Here is a 19,543-nt window from a genome sequence, read left to right on the forward strand (position 1 = left end):
CACGTTCTATGATAGTAATAATTACTAATATAAACCAGGCTTTAAATAGTAATTATTACTCTTAGTAGAGATTGTAGCGGGAAATACTGCCCTTGTCAATCGCCATGATACAATCTCTAAGACAGACTTTGCTTCTTTCCTGCATTAACTCTGAGGGGGATGACGGACTTGTCGGGGTACACGGCTTGCCATCCTGACAATCTACGCTTCCTTTCACCTACATAATAATAGAAAACAGGTGACCTACAAGACCATTCATATGGCCTTGCAGATCACCTGTCCTTCGTGGCATCCCGGAATCGAGTATGCCGCTATCCCTTCATTACTTGGACTGCTTCGCCAGCTTATCCAGCAGGTTCAGGACAGCCTGGGCAGCTTCAGCGCGCGTCGTCTGCTGCAGTGGCGCAAAGCGCTGACCGGATTGGCCCTTCAACAGTCCCATGGATACCGCTGTGCCTACCTCTTTAACTGCCCATGCCGGAATATCGTCTGCATCGGCAAAGGTGGCCAGCACGCTGCTGTCTGCCGCTGCATCGGTCTGTGCCGCATACGCATAGGCACGCACAAGCAGTACAGCCAATTCGGCTCGGCTGATCGGACGATTCGGAGCGAATGTCTCCTCGTCTACTCCCTGAATCAGTCCTGCAGCATGCATCGCACTCACTGCATTCGCATACCATGCGTCAGCAGCAACATCTGCAAACGGCGACTTGCCGCCTTCAGTTGCCTTCAGACCTAACGTCTCCGCGATCAGCTTGCTGAACTCTGCACGCGTCATCTGGCGTTCTGGCTGGAAGCTGTCCTCGCTTACGCCTGTAAGCATATGCAGCGAGACCAGCGTCTGAATGGTGCCCTTCGCCCAATGTGTAGCCGGAACGTCAGCAAAGCTCTTCTCATAGACAAACCATCCGTACTGTCCAGGTGCCCCGACCGTCACGGTGGCGTGATGGTCAGCTCCTGTGCTCGCTTGCTGAGCCAGACTCCAGCTCTTATCAGCCGCATCGTAGACATAGAGGGCTGCTCCGCGAGCATTCGTGGATGCAGTCACCGGCAGTGACAGTGCAATTGGCTTCGCCAACTGCTCCAGCTTCACCTCTGTCTTGGAGGCATCCAGCCACAGCAGCTCGAGGTTCATGCTGCCGCCAGCAGGCTTCAGCCTTGAGCTGCTCTCTCCCCGATAGATCGGGCTTGTTGTGCTGCTGCTCGCAGCCGGTGCTACACCGATCACAAACTTGCCGTTGCTGGCAGGCGTTGCTCCGGCAAGCTTGCTCAGGTCCTGCAGCACCTCGGCCGGTACGATGAGACTGGCTTCGCCAACCTTCACCTCCAGCGGTTTTTGCTGCAACTGCTTCATCATTTGCGGTGTCAGCTCCACGCGCTGAATATCGCTTGGCAGCGTGACCGCATTGCTGCTTGGTGTAATCATCAGGTCGCTTAATTTCACTGTTTTCGTCCCTGCCGGGTCACTTGCACCCGTTGTGGATGAGGCAGTAGGGAAGTAAGGGCCACTCGGATACGACCCTGGGCCGGGATCAACGCTGTTGTCCTTCGCAATCTGGATGCGGTAGGTTGTCGTATGTGCCCCGTCCTCGGAGGTAACCTTGATGCGAGCCTCCCCTGGCAGCTCCGCAGGCAGCTCCACTTGAGCCGTCGCGAACAGATCGGAGGTGGAGGCCACAACGCGCAGCTCTTCTGTTTGGCGTGGCAGCGTCACCGTGTACTGCAGCACATCAGCCGCAAAGCCTGCAACCTTCGTACCATTCACATAGAGCATATCCGCAGTGCTGTCTGCACCTGCCAACGGAGTAAATCCGTTCACCTGCATCTCCGTCGCCGCGATGCACAGCGTGGCTGTCGATTTCATATTGACACGTAGCTGTGAGGTCGAAATTTCATTAAAGGAAAGCTCAGTAGTCAATTTCACTTCATTCCCGCTAAGGGATGTCCCGGGAATTTCCACCCATTGTTCATTGGCAGCATCCCAGCGCTCCAGCACCATCGATTGTGGTTGGCTGCAGCCTTGGTCAGAGTAATAGAACAGCTTCACTCCGTTAACCGTCTTCTCTTGCCCAAAGTCAATGCCCATCCAATCCGCAGGACGCACGCCGCCGCTAATCCAGTTCGACCAACGGTTTTTCGGGTTATCACTAGCACTTTGAGAGATAACATCATCATTCAGATCAGCTAGTGAATCATACTGGTTGGTGAAAGACGCAATCGGTTTCGGGTAGGTCTGATTCAGCACAGCCTTCGCGATATTGCCCACTGTACGATCGGCAACCTGAACGTATGCAGCCGCCGCAAGCTCTGTGCCTGCGATCGTTCCTTCTACCGGGAACTTGCCCCGCTCTGCATACAGCGAGTCTTCAATTTCCTGCCATACGACATCCACTGTGCCCCGCTTGTCGTTATTGAACACGACATCGACACGCTTAGGGAGAACCGGCGCTTGCTTCACCATCGTCTTCACCCATGCCGGATCGACTTGCTTGATGCCGCTCACTGTGACATGAGCAACGGCTTTCAGTTCGGTGCCTGTAATTGCTCCTTCTACGGTGAACGTCCCCTCGGCAGCATATTGCTCCGATGGAACCGCGCTCCATGCAACGGAAAGCTGCCTGCGCGAGCCATCATCATAGACACCAATAACCTGCTCCGGCAGCGATGGTGCATGTGCAGTCGCAGTCATAACCTCAACAGACGTTACCTGCTCCAGGATCGCTTCCCGCACCAGTTTCCATACCTGGTTCGCGCCGCCATTAGCTTGGTAGTTGCCTACTCCAGCTCCATTCTCCTTGGAGAAGCCGCCTACCTCCAGCAGCAGCCCCGTCTCGCGGTTCACCAGCGAGTATTCGCCGAGACCATCCGTAGAGATGACCCATTTCTGCGAATTCTGATCTGACCACTCGCTAATTACAGCGCCGCCGTTCACGATCCCTAGCGCTTTGCCGGTCGCCTTATGAACGACGCGATATAAACCGGTTGCGTCATAGCCCGCAGACAGCCGTTCGATCTTCCATTCCTGGGTCGTCTTGCTTGTGCTGTTTTCTTGCTGAACGATCGACAGGGAAGCCGCCGCAAGATCAGCATTATTCTTCAAATCCAGCACCTTGCTGCTGTCCTTGTTCACAATCTTGTACTCATGCGCATCGCTCGTACCGCCCAGCACCCGCTTCGGATTGACACCCGTTACACCCTTGATCACAAAGGTTGTAATCGACTGCGGCTGTACGGCAGCGACGAGACGCTGGTTCTCGACTGCAATGCTCGCCTTCTCCGACAGATGATCTGATGCGGAGGTAACCGTAGGTGTCGCGCTGGCATTCTCGGCCACCTGACCGAAGCCGCTCAGATCGATGTCCAGCTCCAGCTCAGACGTCGATTCATTCCGGTAGACAACGACTGCCGTATCGCTATTCGGATCAATCGCTGCCAACGTATCGCTGTTGTCGGAATTGATGATGCGATAGCCTGGGCGAATAAATTTACTGTAATTGCCCATAGTATAATATTTCTTATTGTAGTTGATCTCGACTGTCGCCGGGTCCTCCGGCGCAAAATCCACATGAATCAGACCCCAGTTGCTGTTCTCATGGGCTGCATTCATGTTGACGCCATCCTCGATCGCTTGCCACAACACCCAGGCGCGAGGCTCCAGTTGGCGAATATCGGTCGTGATCTGTTTGGCCAGCGCAAGACCCGGACGAATGTCTTCGAAGTTCTGATCGACGCCGCCGCCAAGATCAACCTCCGACATCCAGAGGGGCTTATTGGCTCCCTTGGCAATATCACGCACTGCTGTGCGCTTGGAGCCGCCATAGGTATGCGTGTTCAGTTGACTGATCGCCGCGCGAGCATCCGCTCCGTAGTTGTCCCAGTTCGTCACGAAGGTATCCAGCACCGATTCGTCCATCCCGGATACAACCGTGGACAGATTGCGAGCCTTCAGCGCCTGCTGTGCTGCCATGAGCATCTTCGCTTGCGCCGAAGGGTCCCAGTGCGATCCCTCTTGCCGCCCTTTTGCTATCCAATAGTCGGTGTTCGGCTCGTTGACTGGCGAGAGTGTATTGAACTTCACCTCAAGCTCCTCGTTAAAATAACGGACAACCTCCGCCAGATAGGTAGCGAAGTTGTCATACTGATCATCCTTCAAGTTATTTTGATTGGCGTCATTGTTGCCAGACACGAATCCGCTCTTGGTCATGAAGTAAGGGGCAGAGTTGGAGAAGGCCTCCAGCCGGTCTGCTCCCCGCGCCTTCGCCGCAAGCAGCCACCATTGCTGGTTGCTATCCTTGTCCCAGTCCCAGTGGCTCGGGTTGCCCGGGTCCCACCAGTTCTCCGTCCCCGGAGCCACCTCAGCCGGCCGATTCCAGTAGCCCGGAACCGCTCCTCCCTTACGCATATAAGGCTTAGTCTCCGGGGCATCCTCGCCGCCGATATTATACCGTGCAATATTGAAGTTCAGGCCCTGCTCCGAATAGAGATCATCCGCGAGCTTATTCTTCTTCGCATCCGGCCAGCCTCCTGTTATATTGGCAAACCAGACCAGCGCCGTTCCCCATCCCTCGAACGGGGCTTGCTGATAGCTCGGGTCGAGCTGGATCAGCTTGGCCGGATTAGCCAAGGCAGCCACATCTAGCGCTTGAACTTCTGCTTCCGCATAAGCTGCCTGCTGCATAGGCGCCAACATACTGATGCCCATCGCTGCAATCATCCCGCAGGCCAGACTTTTTTTCCACAACATAGCTTCACTTCCTTTGTTGATATTAGACGTCACCTTCACTTCCCGCGATAGTCCAGTCACACCTGCAACTGCAACCGCGGGCGGCAACCCGACCAACATACGGCTGACGCATCCCAACTTGATCCGCTTCAAGTTCTGATTGCCCCTAAGCCTCCATACGCCTTCAACGAATTACAAGCATGGTGTTCCCTGGTCCGCTTCCAGTAGCCCATGCTTTTTAAGGTTCCTATCTATTGTACCCCTACTGAATTCGCTTACAAAATAGAGAATTTTATGCGTTTGGTTCGTTTTTATTCGCTGGAGAGCGATAGTGGGGAGAAATGTGTGACCAAGAAAGGGATTGGAAGGCTAAGCTGGACTTATGTAGAAACTGCCAGGTCATTCACCAGCCGAGAAAAAAGAGAGAAGCAAAAGAGAGAAGCGAACATGCAATATCCGCCTTCGACGTGAACCAGCATACCGTTCGCTGGATTGAAGGCTATTGCTACATTCGCTTCCCGTAGTTAATAGGTTAATTATTTTTGGAGCTCGTCATACATCTTTTCAATCCCTTTGCGAATAACATCGGAACGGGTCGTTTGGAGCTTTTCAGTACAAGCATCCAGCTTGCTCAACAGCTCTTGATCGGCACGTACCCGAATCAATTCGTTTTTGGGATTATCAGACGGTGGACGACCCATCTTTTTGGACGACATTGCTTCACCCCACTTTTTGTGTCCATAATAAATATATTATTGCAGCAACAAAAAGTCAATATGATTGTTCTGCCTTTGGGTTTTGGCAAGGTTGGTCTTCATGTTCAATGAAGTACGAGGCGGCTTCATATTACCGCTCTCCTCTCAATATAAAACGGTTAGTCGAAGGGCATCTGTTTGGAGCCTCTACTAACCGTTTTATTTTTGGACCCCAATCGGGCACCCCTGTAGCCATCCCACTACTATTTATAGCGCCCTCTGGCTTGAATCCATGTTCGCCCCGATTCTGTGGATTGATAAGCATTCAGTAGCTGATCCAATTCTCTTGATTTTTCCAGTACCGAATGACTTTGAAGGCCAAAACACCGTGCTTGCTCATTCAGTTCTCTGCGGACGCGTTCAATATGTTTTAGAAGTTCGTTTGCTCCTTTCATGATGCTATGAGTGTCCTCCTTCGGATTACAGGTCATGCCGCCTCGTTACGTAGCCTCTTTGTCAAGCATAACTGGCCCAGCGAACAAGGAGCCGCACTTGGCTATACACAGGCTTACCTGCTATTGCCCTGTTCTTGCGTTAGCTTGCGTCGCAGTTCCTTGTATTGCTCATCCATATTAGGCTCATCTACACTCGCATGCTGAGCGGCCTCCATCATGTCCAGCAATTGCTGCACCGATAATTGTCCGAGCGCAAAGGACTGTCAGAACTGCCATTGTCGTAGATGCGTTGCAATCATCTCCTATGTCCTTCTTCGTAATACCCCAGTCACTCTTGCACGGAAGGTTTTTCTGTATGAAAAGGGTGCATACAAGAAATTCTAGTGTATAACACACTGAAAGTAAATAGTGGATTATCCACTGAACTATACTCATCTTGAGGTGAGTGCCTGTGGTCTATGAACGAATACGGAACCTGCGTGAAGACAAGGATTTGTCACAAGAGAAACTGTGTGAGTATCTGAACATCAAGCAGCGGACTTACAGCGATTACGAACGAGGGAAGCTGGATATTCCGACAACGCTCTTAATTGCATTGGCCGATTTTCATCGAACGAGCATCGATTACTTGCTTGGCCGCACGGATCAAAAAACGCCTTATCCTCCCCGCGCCAAAAAACGCTCATGAAACGTTTCCAGCCGAAAAAGAAAGGGGAAGCGAACACGCAGATTTTGCCTTCATCCATTACTAGATTTGAAGTAAATGGACTGAAGGCTACTGCTACATTCGTTTCCCGTATCAATAGGTTAATTAATCACTGTACATCATTTTTCTGGCTATGGATTGAGCATAGGTGTCGTCTTGAAAATGAACCGTAAGTCCATCATCTTGACAGGCTTTCATATCATCGCATCGCTTGAATGAGCGGCCTGCACATGGTAGGATATTTATGCAGTCTGCTCATTCAAGCGGTTGCGGGATAGGAAGTGGCGGTGTTCTTCGTCGGACGCGCCGCTTCCTTCTTTATTTTTGGAGCTCGTCATACACCGTTTCAATCCCTTTACGGACAATAGCAGAACGTGTCGTTCTCAACTGTTTAGCCGAAGCATCCAGCTTGCTCATCGTTTCCTCATCAACACGTATCTCAATCGTTTTGCTCTTGGGCTTGTCAGATGGAGGACGACCCATCTTTTTAGAGGACATCTCTTCACCTCGCTTTTTTGTCCTGACAATATTATGTTATTGTCAGGACAGAAAGTCAATATAATTTTTCTTCCTTTGGGGGTTTTGCAAATTTGGTCTTCATGTTCAATGAGACAAAATGAAGAACCACATGGAGCTATGAACTCGTCATGCGGTTAGAACGATTCTTACTTCAACAATTCAAGTGCCTTTTTTCCACTCGCACTCTGCCGCGCGGCCAACCCTTTGCCCCTTACATATCGTATCTTTAACACCGCCGCATTCCCTACGCAAGTTGCCGTTCCTTCTGCAAGGAAATTGCCCCAAAAGCTGCCTCTGCGAGACATCAATTATTTAAATCCTACGTTATCATACGAAATGGGCTTCTCTTGGATAAAAACTCCCATCATGGTAGAAGTAGAGGTATTGTTTTTTCTACTTATGGTCTACAGAAACTGTATTCGTTTTGCAGATCTCTCTATTTTAAACATCTTCTTCGCGCTAAATATAACACAACTACTGAGATAACAATGATTAGTATCGAAGGCCGCACCGAGTCTGGATACGTGTATGTAATCACTGATCCTGCCCCTCTTAAACTTAAGTCCAACCTCCCCGTTATCAAGCCCCAAAACCCTTTTACGAGTCCATAAAATCCAATTAATGATAGAATGATGGCTGGTAGTTTTTTTATCATATGACGTTCCTTTATTACGTTTTTTCGTTCCTTTTATCATCGTAAAATTGTCATCCAGATCATGAAGAAGTGCTAACCTGTGACGAATCGTGGTCTTATCCTGGCGTCGATTTGAAACGCAGCGGATAGCCGATCACATCCACCATCGCATGAATTGGCTCAACGCCCGATGGCCTGCTGATCCTACCCCTTTGCGACCACTCCATGTGGATGGAAGCGGACGATAGTGGAATCAAACATGACTTACTCCCAATCTGGTTCAGTGGCAACATGCTTCAGTATTTCACCCCAAATGTTTGCTTTTCACATTCTCAACATTAATCAAGCGATAAGTGATCATCCTCTACTTCACCTGTTAAACTATAGGTTATCCCATACATTCCAGCATATTTATTTTTGTAATGTATTCTAACGTCAACAACCATATGATTATAACCATCTTCTGGCCAATTGGTAATTCTTAATGAGACACTATCGATGAAGAGTTCAACATGGCTATCTTTATACTCAGGGAACTCCTTCTGAAATTCTTCACTACATTCTTCTTGGTAGTTCTTAAAATAATTCCAAAATCCAGAAAAACTTCGTTCCTCCAAATGATGTGTCAGCACAAAATTCTTGGTTGATTGAATATTCATACGCTTCACCACTTTTAATTATTTTTTTGTCTTATGCTTACCAAAGTAAGTGAATACAACCTGACCCAACTTTTCATCCAGTTTCCATAGAAGCGAAAATACCAAATTCTGTTGATATATCCTTTCATATTGATACCACGTGTCTCCTATCTTCTTGCTCAAATATAATATCTTATCCGATGACAATACTAAGAGACCAAACCAGGAAAGGTTACTTTCAATCCAACTAAACGTACTGGCCCGAGCAATCTCATTAACGATCTCTTCTGGAATCGTTAAATCAGAAGACTGTATACTCGCCTCAACGGTTCAACTGCAATAGGTCGTGCCAACCGATTCATTCGGAACTGGGTGGGGTAAACGAGACCTTGAGGATTACCGCCCCCAAGGTCTTTGAATCATTCACCTGTTTTCCCTTTGTGTCTAAGTGAAATTTCAATGGAGAGAGCGGTGCTCTGCGCCATACTATTAATTCCAACAAGTTATTGTCTGTTAGAGCAGACAACGATGACCACGACCAATTTCCTCCTTTTTCCTGCCAATTCCTTTGAACTTCTTCTCCTTCCACTTCTATTGGAATATAAATATCCTGTTTGGTGCGCATGTCTTGAATCAATACGCGTGCGGAACTATTTTTCTGGTACATATTGATGAGTTCTAGCCTATAATTGTAGAGGCCATCAGTTGTCGTTTGAATGGGCTCACTTGAGACGCTATCTTTTAACCAGCCTTCGATTTCTACCGAGTTGAATAATTGTATGGAAAGAAAAAAGTGAATTCCTATTAGCGGCCATATGAAAAAGGAAAATGCCACCCGATTCGGACGCTTTCTTACGAACAATGGTAGTATGAGAAAAATAATAGCTGGAAGCCAGATGACAATAAATTTTATTGTAGTTACCAGATCTATTCCTCGTTGAAAATTTGCGGTGGTGCCTAACAAAAACCAAAGAATAGCAATTCCCATCGTGAGTGATGATGCAGTCAACATCCCTATTTTGAATCGCCCCACATATAATCCTCCCGAGCAATCACATCATACAGAATTTTATTCGCTATTATCTTTTACACACTCTAAGCCTGCATCAATGGATAAATTAAATGCCTCTCTAGCCCCCGTTGAAGTTACGCCCAATAGCGGAACATCACAAAGACGATCAAGTTTTCCAACTTTTCTGAAACATGCTTTTCTACTTCAATCAGGAACACTTTCTCCGGCATCTTCAGATACTTGGTTGTTACCAATCTGTATTGATTAGGTGAATCTGTAGGTTCCATAATCGCCCAACCCCAGTCCCCTCTTCCTCTACTTACGCCATTAGCATTCCTGGTATCTAAGTCTATCTGAATCGTTTTTGCTTCTCCCGTTAACATATTGGTTACAATTAACCGTTCACTACGATTTCGTTGATACATGTTCACTAATTCAATATAGTACTTATACCTTCCATCCGTTGTTACTCTTACCGGGTCACGTTGAACATGTTCATATAACCACCCTTCTGTCCTAACCGTTTGAAATAAAGGCTGTGATAAATAGATCATGATTAGAATTAAAATAAAACCCAAAGCATATATCGGAACAGTAAATGTCCTCTTTCGTTTCACCAGGATGAGAATGGACAAAGAAGTAAGTGCTAAGGATGGCAGACCATAAACAATCAAAGAGATGCGCTCCACTAGATCCAACGACCTCTGAAAGTTAGCAGTGGAGCCAATCACATACCGAATAATTGCAATATTGTTAAAGAGTATCACTACAATCCATACTACTTTAAACCATATGGTCATTGCATTTCTCCTTGTGTCAAAGTCAGAAGATCCTTGAAAGCAAACATGAAATTCTCCCGTTCCTCTATGTATTTCTTTATATTCTCGAGAGAATCGGGCATATTGTCCACAACACGTGAAGGGCGCGTTGTGGCACATAGAACTTATTCATCAGGATAAATATAGTAATCAAAGCGAATTGGTGCGTCAATCTCACTAGCAAAATGTATCACATTTCTTTCAAGAGAGATTACAGGCTTTTCATTTCCAATGACATGGAAGACAATCATGAATGAAAATTCAAGATGATAATCCTGTTGTAAATTCTTCAAAACCTCTAGCTTCCCACTAATCCTCGCCAATATTTTAGAAAGCTGTTCATTGACATCCTCTGACTTTTCATAACCAGTACTTAATGTCCAACACGTTTCTTTTTTTACGTTACCGTACTTAGACAAATCGCCTTTTATATAAGTTTCTGTTGGCTCAATCTGCAGTCTACTTGTTATATCTGATACAGGGAAATAATCACCTAGTACCAAAAACCTTGCCATAACAGAAGTCTTTTCCACTGCTTCAACTCCTATTTATTGGATATAAATCCCTGTTGGAATAGGTTAAATATTGCACGACATAGCGGAACGAGTTGTGCATCGTCTCCTGTTCAATCACCGGATTGCCCCATATATCACGTATAACGCTTTAAAGCTGTGTTGCCTGTTCTATCCCGTAATTCGATGGTATCTCCATGCCCATTATGCAGATCGTAAGCAATTCCAATCGCGCTTTGCAGCTATACATTTTAAAACTACTTTAATCTAATTATTGTTCCTACTCTGGTGTCTATTTCAAACTTTTCCTCAGGTATTCGAAGCTCCTTCGTCGTGGACAAGATGTAACGAGATACTTCATCTGTTGGTTCAAGTACAATCCAATAATTTCTGGCGCTGAAAGTATGCAGTTGCCCCAAGAAGAAACCAAATCCAGTGATGAAACGCTCAATAATACGATGGCTATGAGGAGAAATCGCAACCCAGAATGCATGTCCTGCCTCCCACTCAGTTAACACTACCACTAGAAGAATGGACAAATAAATATCCAATCAGCATATATTTTACTCTTAATTGTGTGTATCGGATTCGCCATGATCACCTCCGCACGGTCGACTTCCCCAGATACCTTAGGCTACAGCTATTCTACGCCAGACTTCCTATGCTAGCGGTTATTTCAACTTTACGGATTTTCTTTCTACTATATTGATGTCAAAGGTTTCTTGTGGCAATGAGGTTAAGTCCGTATGAAGTAAATAACGACTATCACTCAATAACTCTATCCTTATCCAATGCCTGACCCCATCTATCACGACACCATATATTTTGTCTGTTTCAATATTTAATTTCATTCTGATCTCTTCATTTGTTTTTGTATCTTTTAGATATACTCTTGCACTACTATTCCTTTGAAATAAGTTCACTAGCTCTAAATGGTATTCATATTTCTCATCAGGAGTAATCTGTGTTGAATCAGTGATTACCGTTTCAAAAAGCCAACCTTCATAGTTAGCATTTTTCATCCATAAAATAGAACCCGCAATAAATAATATCGTTGTCATAAGTTTCACAATGACTAATAGATTGGAATCCGTTTCCTCAGTCTTTTTGTGCCATATAAAATACAGAACTGATATTACAAATGAAGGTATCCCGTAAGTCACTAAAACAATCGATTCAACTAAATCGGGTAATCTTTGAAAAGCCGATGTCGCTCCTAATATAAATATAAGTAAAGCAAGCAAATGAATAGCTATGGAAGTGTAAACGAAGTAACTGATTGCTTTCATCATTTCACCTCCTGCAATTTCCATAGCTCTCTTGCGAGATTTTCTACTGCTGTTGCTCTTCATGCAAACGCATCGTTTTCCTTTCTCCTTTCGGTTCAGCCCTTCCAGTTTACGGCGTCCCGTACTCCCGTACTATGGACTCTGCTGACTCCTGCGGGTTCAGCACAGCCTCCCGGCTCTGTTTACGAAGTCTACTTCGCGTATCCCGCAGGCCTCCCCAGATAAGAGCGTCATCTGTCCACCCGCGCCTGCCCAAGTTTACGGCTGCAGCCCTTGGCAACTTTGAAGTTCGTCATGTCGTGGTAACTCATCCGACTACAACCGCCTCAAATTGGATTCGTGTACCTCAGGGCGTGCGTTTGCCCCCAGCTTCCTTCAAATTCCTCCAGATTCCACCTCGCAGCACCCTTGCTCTTGGCTAATGCTGGCGCTTGTCAGCCCCCATTCCTTACTTTCACTCATATGGCATCTAATCAATTTAGATGCATCAAATCATTGAATATTACTTGCTTCAAACAATGATTTATAGTTATTCTAATCTAAATGCTTTCTCCTCCTCTACATCAATCTCAAATGTAGTCTCAGGAAACGGCGAAAGTTTTTGAGTTTTTAATATATATTTGTCTTTGTGTTCAGTAGGTTGTAGTGTTGTAAAATAGTTTTCTTTTGAATTCCAGGATATCCCACTCACTCTGGGCAAATCTAATTTTATTCTTACTTCCTCATTACGCTGTATATTTTTCAAATATAACCTGATTGAACTATTTCTTTGGAAAGTATTCACCAATTCGGTGTAGTATTCATATTGATTGTCAGCAGTAACTTGCATAGTATCTACTTTAATATTCTCAGTCAACCATCCACTTGTATTAACATTTTTATAAAGTGGTACGCATAATAAGATCATAATAATAAGCAAACATGTAACACCTGTTATACTATAAGGCGATTTCACTCCTCCATTATTTAACATATACAGTGACCAAGTTAATAATATCAGTGATGGAATACCAAATAACATAAATATTACAGTTGATTCTAGATCAACACCTCGTTGAAAGTTGGCAGTGTTACCTAATACAAACCATATGATAGACCCCAGATTTATTGCAACAATTATCCACCAAATGATATTAAAAGCAATTACAATCTTTTTCATCTCCTCAACCCTCATTTATGTGAAAATAAATACGCTCGTTTGAATGATCTTCATCTTGAAAAATGGCAATAAGATGCCCGTTCTAACTTTTATGAAGTGAACAGGTATAAACTGGATATGATCCGTCTATGTTATTAAGTTAGCCCATTTTGATCCGGTTGCCATTGCCGTCATAGTAATGCTTTACTAACAATTTAAAGAAAATCGCCGCGCATCTTCTATCAGCAGGAGCGAACGGCGATACAAGTTAACTTTTTTGAATAATATCCCCCTTATATCCCAATAAAAAATGATATATCTTTTTTCAGAATAAATTGGAATAAGGCAGTTAAAAATAATAGAACAAATGATAGTCCAATATACTTCATTGATCTCCAGAATGCTATTAGAAATGATTGTTTCTCTTCGTCAATATAGTATATTGTATTGCCTACAACTAACATGAAACAAGGAGCCAGCAATTTAATAGGAATTAAATAAAACCATTCTGGTATTCCTGTGCCATAATACGAAATTAATAGTCCCACCGTATAAGATACTATATAATATCTAGCTCTATTTCTTATATTCCCCTGCTCCTTTCACTTTATATCTTTTGACGAACTCGCCCTTGGAGCGCACCGCCTTCGTGTAATCGATCCCAGTCATTATAGCTGTAAGCCACACCGTTTAGCGTCAGACTGTCCGTCCTATCCGTTGTATACGTCGGAAGCTTCCCCTTCACATCTTAGCTATAGGCTTCATTGTCATATGACGAGATGCTGATCCGGTTCAGGTGGATCACAGATAAACCGACACTGCAGCGTCTTCGACTGATCTGTGACCCTGTGGTTTCCAAAAAATATTAATATCTTTTTACATACTCTTGCCAAGAATCTTTGTAAATCTTTTTGATCTGTTCAAGACGTTCTTGAGGTATTCCGGTTGCCCAATAATCAACCCCCTGGTTTGAAAACTCTTCAATAATATCCATTTTTAGTTTATATTCTTCTGAATCCAGTTTTGGTATCCAGTTTCTCAATAGATCTACAGGATATTTTGCGTTATTAGGATCAGGGTTCCCGTACTTATCTTTTAAGCCTAATATATAGTATGGATCTTTTATGTTAGCCTTTTTTTCAGCAATTAAATAATATGCATATCTCATAGCATCAATTGTAGCGTTAGGCCCCCCTATCTCCAAAGATTTAATCGCCGCGGTCATTCCACTCGGTGTTTTGTAATCAATCTCTGCTCCGCTATCTAGTAATGCTTTGGTTTTGTCCATCCCGTAACCGATTGAATGTATTAATGGACTTGTTCCTTTTTCTATAATTGGGTTATGACCAACATAATTAATATTTGGATTTGCACCATAACTCAAAAGAAGTTTTACATATTTAGCATCTTTTTTAGCCGAGTGATCAACCCAGGAATACCCCGTTGCCAAGAAAAGAGCAGTTTCTCCTGTCTTCGTTGTAGCAATATTAGGATTAGCACCACATTTAAGTAGTTCCTTAGCCGAGTTATACTTTTCTACACCGATCGACCATATAAGCAATGTAGTTCCATACCTTGGCTCTTGATAATCTAGCCATTCAGGATTGCCTTTACTTAATTCACTTATTTTTTTAGTATCCTGATTTTTTACAGCCAACGCCAAATCCCAAACCGGGGTATCTTTCCAAATTCTCAAGTTACGAATATTCCACTCTGGCGTATCTTCTGTTCCATCTCTAATTTGCCAACCCCATGCAGACTTAAAAATAATAACGAACACAAACAACAAAAAAATTATAATTAATAACACAATGAATTTTTTCATTAATACCCCGCTTCCCTTAGAGCCGCAATAACTGCTTCCATTCCATGATTCCCTACCGGATCAGGAACTCGAAACTTAATACCGAAAGGACCGTTAAATTGTTTCCATACTTGGGTAGGCAAATACTTCACTTCACCAATTGGAGTCGAAATGCCTCCAAATATACTATTCAATAGTTCTCCTTTTACTATAAAGGCAGTCATCTTCGCTGTATAGGAGAGTGTCCAACCATTGTTCAGATTGTTCTTTATGTGTACGAGGCGATCAGGGATCCTCTTCCCTCCCTGCCAAATGAACGCTAAAGCGTTATTTAGGTGATATAAGTATTTTTATCCGTACTAACGAAATGGGGATATTTTCATACGGAATCGATGAAGTTAAGTTCCGCTAGACATGGTCGCCCGATTCATTCGGCGCTGGATGGGGGGGAGAGGAAGACCCTGGAGGTTTCTCCCCAAGGTCTCATCAGCTTTAAGTCTGTACTAATTTTTCAAGATAATAGTAGGTATCCTCCGAAATATCCTGCTCAGTGGGCATGTCTTGAAACAATACATTGGATCTAGTGGAGCGCATCTCTTTGATTGTTTATACAGGAGTAACTGCATATATCAACAAAAAACAACCCATAATATCCATCTGGCGCTGAAAGTATGCAGTTGCCCCAAGAAGAAACCAAATCAGTGATGAAACGCTCCATAATACGATGGTTAATAGTAGAAATCTTAATCCTGAATGCATATCCTGTCTCCCACTCAGTTAGCACTACCACTAGTACTCCGTACTATCAGAAATTAATGGTAAAAGACTCGCCAGTCGATATATCCAATAAAAAGGATTTGAGGAACTGGCAATGGAAAAAAGATGGATCGTTGAACTGAGCCAAGACGAGCGTGAGCAATTAGAACAACGGATCAAAAAAGGGAAAGTGGTCGGATATAAAATCAACACGCTCATATGTTACTGAAAGCTGATGAAGGCGAGTATGGACCAGCGTGGCCGGATACCCGAATTGCAGAAGCCTAGCACACCAGCGAAAGCACCGTCCGAAATTTGCGAAAACAACTGGTCGAAAAGGGCTTCGACACCGCATTGGAGCGTGAAAAACAAGCGAATCGCATGACATTGTAGTCATAGTAATTATTTGCAAATTGCTCCATATCGAGTTGGTTGGAATCCTGGTGGCCATGTTGTAGTCTTATCAAAAAAAGCACCATGTAGATTTGCTTCATCCAAACCAGTGCAGTTTAGTATTGCCCCATGCAGCAATGCCCCTTCAAAATTAGCATCATTCACCTTAGCGTCAGAAAGATCAGCATGACTTAAATTTGCGTTCTTAAAAGATGCATAATAACAAATTGTATTCGATAACTGTGCCTTACTTAGAACAGCACCGTCTAACCTGCACATAACTAAAGAGGATTCATTAAGGTCTGCTTCACTTAAATCCGCACCATCTAATTCTGCATTTCTTAAAATTGCCTTGCGCAAGCTAACGTTCATCATCTTACAATTACTTAAGATCGCTCGATGAAAATCCATCTCATCGAGTTTGACTCCTATAAGAGACTGCTCGTTAATAATTATTGGTGTTTCACTCGCTAAGGTCCGTATTTCTATCATACTATTTGCCAACTCCTTAACTACTTGTTACCCCAATCTTTTGGGTCTATCTTCAATTTATCCCACGGAATTACTAATGAGGGTCTCCCACCCATCCACGGTTGGTATGTAGGGAGTCTACCTACAACTAATCCAGCCACATATCGATGATACCCATCGACAAGTATTCCGTCGTCAACTTTAACAGAAGGTGCTGGAGAACCTTTTAGTAGCATATCCACATATCTTTGAACTACTGGTAATGAGATAGCAGTTTGTTGGGCTTTCAGATCAGCACCTTTTAATGCATCTCGCACCATTTGCTCAGTTACTTGACAATTATGAACCCACACCCCAAGGTTTGAAACAAAATATGAATGATAATCTTCAACCTCAAAATTGTATACTGTTGTGTCTTGTCGTTCTTTCTCAATTTTATGAATCTCAAGTCTTTTCCCTTCATTCGATAAGAGTAAGTCTCCCACTTCTAAGTCTTTAACCAAAGTCCATCCTTTACCATCTAACCAAAAAGGATGCTCTCCAGTGGCTTCAATGACTTCATCACCAATGTAAACTTTATAAATTTCATCGGCTTTCTTTTGGAATAACCCCAATACTTTTTTATATTTAATATCGCCTGTTTCTTCATTCTTAGAAAGAACCTCATCCCCCACTTTAATATCTTCAATTGCTTTCTCACCATTTTTCGTTAGGACCGTAGTTTCCGCTGAAAAACAATTGCATTGCATTAAGCCAAGACTAGTGACTGTATAGGTTGCTTTCCCATTTTTAGTATCTTGGGTAATTTGAGCGTAACCATTGCTAAATCCACTGAAGGATGCTTGGCCTTCAAAGCAATCGACATATACACAAGCACTATTTCTGATTTCGTCATTTGCCTTCTCTAATACCTTTTGTTTAGCCGACACTATCGAAATACAACTAGAAGTATCACAATTCTCCTTTAATTTTTGGTACTGTCTCCACAAATCTGAATTATTAAATAGTTGAGGATTACTTATCAAGTAATCAACATTGCTAAACGAATCAACATAGCAGCCTGCATCTTTACCTGCAACACAATGCCCTGTAGGATCAGTATAAATTAATGGATTATTATGCACATACGCATACAAATTCAACATCAGCGGATTCTTAATATCCCCTTCATACGTATCCTTACTAATAAACCGTCCATCTGTTGGATTATACCATCTTGAACGTAAATATTGCAGCTCTGTTGTATTATCCCAATATTCTCCTGAGTAACGGAACGGATTCGCTATCGTCTCCGCCGCGGTGAGCGGTTTGCCCCATATATCATAACTATAGTTGTTTAGCGACAGGTTACCCGTATTATCCCTCAGTTCGATCACGTCACCATGGCCATTGTGCATATAGTACGCCTTGCGTGTGCCATCCTGTCGGGCGACCAGACCCTTGCCTCGCACATAACGCGCCTTCAAGGTTGCCGTCCCGTTGATGGTAACCGTTCCCTCGGCAATGATGTCTGCCCCATCATTGTAATATCGTGTCTTCCCCGCACCTTCCTTACGTTCATACAACATGCCGTCGCCGTTGTACACATAGCTAATTTGCTTTCCTGTCGCTGTCGTTGCCTTTACCAGGCGATTGAACGCATCGTATTCATAGTCGCTGTTCTCCATTACAGGATTCTGCTTCGTTGTCATATAGCTTACACGATTGCCACGCGCATCATAGGCATATTGCTCTTCAAATTGTGAGGAGCTTTGAATTCGATTCAAGGGATCATAAGCATAGCGATAATAGAAGACCTCGTTCCCCTGTACACCACTTTGAGTTGAAATATTGGCGTTCCCATCATATTCGTACTGATAACGATGCAGTACTGTTCCGTCATTCTTCTTGTGTGTTAACGAGCCAAGTTGAATTCCATCATACACATATTCGCTGCGGTTGGTATTACCCAATGTTATTGTTTTGAGACGACTGCTCTTATCGTATTCATAGCTTGCATCTAGACTGGATGCTGTAGAACCTACACCTTTCAGACGATTGCGAGTGTCATACGTATATACGGTCGTATACCCGAACGGGTCTACCATGCTCTGGCGCTGCCCCATGACATTGTTGACGTAGCTGATTGACTTGCCGTCTGGGTAGATCAATTTGATCAATTGCTTCGTATTGGTGTGATACTGATATTGGGTGATCCCTGTCTTATCTGTCATTGAGAGACGGCGACCCGCAAGATCATACTGATATATTACTGATTCACCCGGCGCTGCCAGCTTAATTAACCTGTTGCGATTATTATACGTATAGGTGAAGCTTTGACCCTTTCGATCCACATGCTGGATGATATTACCGTTCGCATCATAGTCATACGTATCCGTTGCTCCCAGTTCATTCGTCTGCTTAATCAATTGACCTAACTCATTATATTGCTTAGTCACTCGCTGCCCGTCTGGATACGTCATCTGCTTCATCTGTCCACTCATCGTATAACTATACTCGTACCGATTACCTAGTGCATCCGTTACTGCCTTCATACGCCCGAGTAGATCATACTCGTAGTTAGTTGCATTGGCTGAATCTTTGGATGTAATCACTTGCCCTAAGGAGTCGTATACAATTGAACCGGTTTGGATAAAGCCAGTTCCTTTCTTCTCTTCCGTAAGAATAACCTGCCCCCAGGCATCCATCGTAGTGCGTTTCTGATTCCCTTCCTCATCAGTTGCTGTTATCTGTCTGTTCAGGTCATCATAAGCTACGGTCGAATAAGCTCCATCCGGGTAAGTCGTTTTGATGCCCCGACTCCAGTTGTCATACGAGTAGGAGGTCGTCCGGTTATTTCCATCCCTTTCCCAAATGACACGTCCATATTGGTCGTAACCGTTTGTTTTAAGTGGCTTATAGGAGCCATCCAAAATCGCCTCTTCCTTAAGGCGTCCCAGCGGATCCCACTGCAGTCTTGAAGTTACTCCAGTCTCGTCCT

The 19,543-nt window shown here is 44.3% G+C and carries 14 protein-coding genes; 1 reads left to right on the plus strand and 13 read right to left on the minus strand.

Translation table 11 applies throughout. From position 1 onward, the window contains the following. Positions 1 to 322: 322 nt before the first annotated feature. From ACY1JZ_RS22365 to ACY1JZ_RS22375, 3 genes are all read right to left on the minus strand, one after another. Entirely contained in the window at positions 323 to 4,744 is a 4,422-nt protein-coding gene (locus tag ACY1JZ_RS22365) for an S-layer homology domain-containing protein (RefSeq protein ID WP_462630993.1), read from the minus strand. Positions 4,745 to 5,259: 515 nt separating this feature from the next. Next, positions 5,260 to 5,439: a CopG family transcriptional regulator gene (locus tag ACY1JZ_RS22370; RefSeq protein WP_270170250.1), complete on the minus strand. Its 180-nt coding sequence runs from the start codon at positions 5,437 to 5,439 to the stop codon at positions 5,260 to 5,262. 242 nt (positions 5,440 to 5,681) lie between these two features. Continuing rightward, complete coding sequence (locus tag ACY1JZ_RS22375) at positions 5,682 to 5,873, minus strand: aspartyl-phosphate phosphatase Spo0E family protein (RefSeq protein WP_270170248.1); 192 nt, start codon at positions 5,871 to 5,873, stop codon at positions 5,682 to 5,684. A 451-nt stretch (positions 5,874 to 6,324) separates the two neighbouring features. Here ACY1JZ_RS22375 and ACY1JZ_RS22380 point away from each other — a divergent pair, with 451 nt between their 5' ends. Continuing rightward, positions 6,325 to 6,561, plus strand: a complete 237-nt coding sequence (locus ACY1JZ_RS22380; RefSeq protein ID WP_462630994.1) for a helix-turn-helix domain-containing protein — start codon at positions 6,325 to 6,327, stop codon at positions 6,559 to 6,561. Between the two features lie 336 nt (positions 6,562 to 6,897). On the opposite strand, the gene ACY1JZ_RS22385 is transcribed toward ACY1JZ_RS22380, so the two are convergent. The 10 genes from ACY1JZ_RS22385 to ACY1JZ_RS22430 all read right to left on the minus strand — a co-directional run bounded on the left by ACY1JZ_RS22385 (position 6,898) and on the right by ACY1JZ_RS22430 (position 19,475). Then, positions 6,898 to 7,077: a ribbon-helix-helix protein, CopG family gene (locus ACY1JZ_RS22385; RefSeq protein ID WP_462630995.1), complete on the minus strand. Its 180-nt coding sequence runs from the start codon at positions 7,075 to 7,077 to the stop codon at positions 6,898 to 6,900. Between the two features lie 993 nt (positions 7,078 to 8,070). Beyond that, positions 8,071 to 8,391, minus strand: coding sequence for a hypothetical protein (locus tag ACY1JZ_RS22390; protein ID WP_462630996.1), 321 nt, complete (start codon positions 8,389 to 8,391; stop codon positions 8,071 to 8,073). A gap of 337 nt (positions 8,392 to 8,728) precedes the next feature. Beyond that, positions 8,729 to 9,403 carry a hypothetical protein gene (locus ACY1JZ_RS22395; RefSeq protein WP_462630997.1) on the minus strand — a complete coding sequence of 225 codons (675 nt, stop codon included), beginning with the start codon at positions 9,401 to 9,403 and terminating at the stop codon, positions 8,729 to 8,731. Between the two features lie 113 nt (positions 9,404 to 9,516). Beyond that, positions 9,517 to 10,182, minus strand: coding sequence for a hypothetical protein (locus tag ACY1JZ_RS22400; RefSeq protein ID WP_462630998.1), 666 nt, complete (start codon positions 10,180 to 10,182; stop codon positions 9,517 to 9,519). 143 nt (positions 10,183 to 10,325) lie between these two features. After that, complete coding sequence (locus ACY1JZ_RS22405) at positions 10,326 to 10,733, minus strand: DUF4279 domain-containing protein (protein WP_462630999.1); 408 nt, start codon at positions 10,731 to 10,733, stop codon at positions 10,326 to 10,328. Positions 10,734 to 11,383: 650 nt separating this feature from the next. Further along, on the minus strand, positions 11,384 to 12,001 hold the full coding sequence (locus ACY1JZ_RS22410) for a hypothetical protein (RefSeq protein ID WP_462631000.1): 618 nt from the start codon (positions 11,999 to 12,001) through the stop codon (positions 11,384 to 11,386). Between the two features lie 529 nt (positions 12,002 to 12,530). Beyond that, on the minus strand, positions 12,531 to 13,160 hold the full coding sequence (locus ACY1JZ_RS22415; protein ID WP_462631001.1) for a hypothetical protein: 630 nt from the start codon (positions 13,158 to 13,160) through the stop codon (positions 12,531 to 12,533). An 844-nt stretch (positions 13,161 to 14,004) separates the two neighbouring features. Then, complete coding sequence (locus ACY1JZ_RS22420) at positions 14,005 to 14,964, minus strand: ankyrin repeat domain-containing protein (protein ID WP_462631002.1); 960 nt, start codon at positions 14,962 to 14,964, stop codon at positions 14,005 to 14,007. 1,137 nt (positions 14,965 to 16,101) lie between these two features. Next, a complete protein-coding gene (locus ACY1JZ_RS22425; RefSeq protein WP_462631003.1) occupies positions 16,102 to 16,584 on the minus strand; it encodes a pentapeptide repeat-containing protein in 483 nt (160 codons plus the stop codon). A 20-nt stretch (positions 16,585 to 16,604) separates the two neighbouring features. After that, positions 16,605 to 19,475, minus strand: coding sequence for a polymorphic toxin-type HINT domain-containing protein (locus tag ACY1JZ_RS22430; protein ID WP_462631004.1), 2,871 nt, complete (start codon positions 19,473 to 19,475; stop codon positions 16,605 to 16,607). Between the last annotated feature and the right edge of the window lie 68 nt (positions 19,476 to 19,543).

It is taken from the genome of Paenibacillus sp. J5, from assembly GCF_054955055.1.

What these genes read in the sequence shown, in the direction of transcription:
- ACY1JZ_RS22375 (WP_270170248.1), bottom strand. Translation starts at nt 5,873, where the DNA reads ATGAAAGGAGCAAACGAACTTCTAAAACATATTGAACGCGTCCGCAGA.
- ACY1JZ_RS22365 (WP_462630993.1), bottom strand. Translation starts at nt 4,744, where the DNA reads ATGTTGTGGAAAAAAAGTCTGGCCTGCGGGATGATTGCAGCGATGGGC.
- ACY1JZ_RS22390 (WP_462630996.1), bottom strand. Translation starts at nt 8,391, where the DNA reads ATGAATATTCAATCAACCAAGAATTTTGTGCTGACACATCATTTGGAG.
- ACY1JZ_RS22420 (WP_462631002.1), bottom strand. Translation starts at nt 14,964, where the DNA reads ATGAAAAAATTCATTGTGTTATTAATTATAATTTTTTTGTTGTTTGTG.
- ACY1JZ_RS22385 (WP_462630995.1), bottom strand. Translation starts at nt 7,077, where the DNA reads ATGTCCTCTAAAAAGATGGGTCGTCCTCCATCTGACAAGCCCAAGAGC.
- ACY1JZ_RS22410 (WP_462631000.1), bottom strand. Translation starts at nt 12,001, where the DNA reads ATGAAAGCAATCAGTTACTTCGTTTACACTTCCATAGCTATTCATTTG.
- ACY1JZ_RS22400 (WP_462630998.1), bottom strand. Translation starts at nt 10,182, where the DNA reads ATGACCATATGGTTTAAAGTAGTATGGATTGTAGTGATACTCTTTAAC.
- ACY1JZ_RS22415 (WP_462631001.1), bottom strand. Translation starts at nt 13,160, where the DNA reads ATGAAAAAGATTGTAATTGCTTTTAATATCATTTGGTGGATAATTGTT.
- ACY1JZ_RS22370 (WP_270170250.1), bottom strand. Translation starts at nt 5,439, where the DNA reads ATGTCGTCCAAAAAGATGGGTCGTCCACCGTCTGATAATCCCAAAAAC.
- ACY1JZ_RS22425 (WP_462631003.1), bottom strand. Translation starts at nt 16,584, where the DNA reads ATGATAGAAATACGGACCTTAGCGAGTGAAACACCAATAATTATTAAC.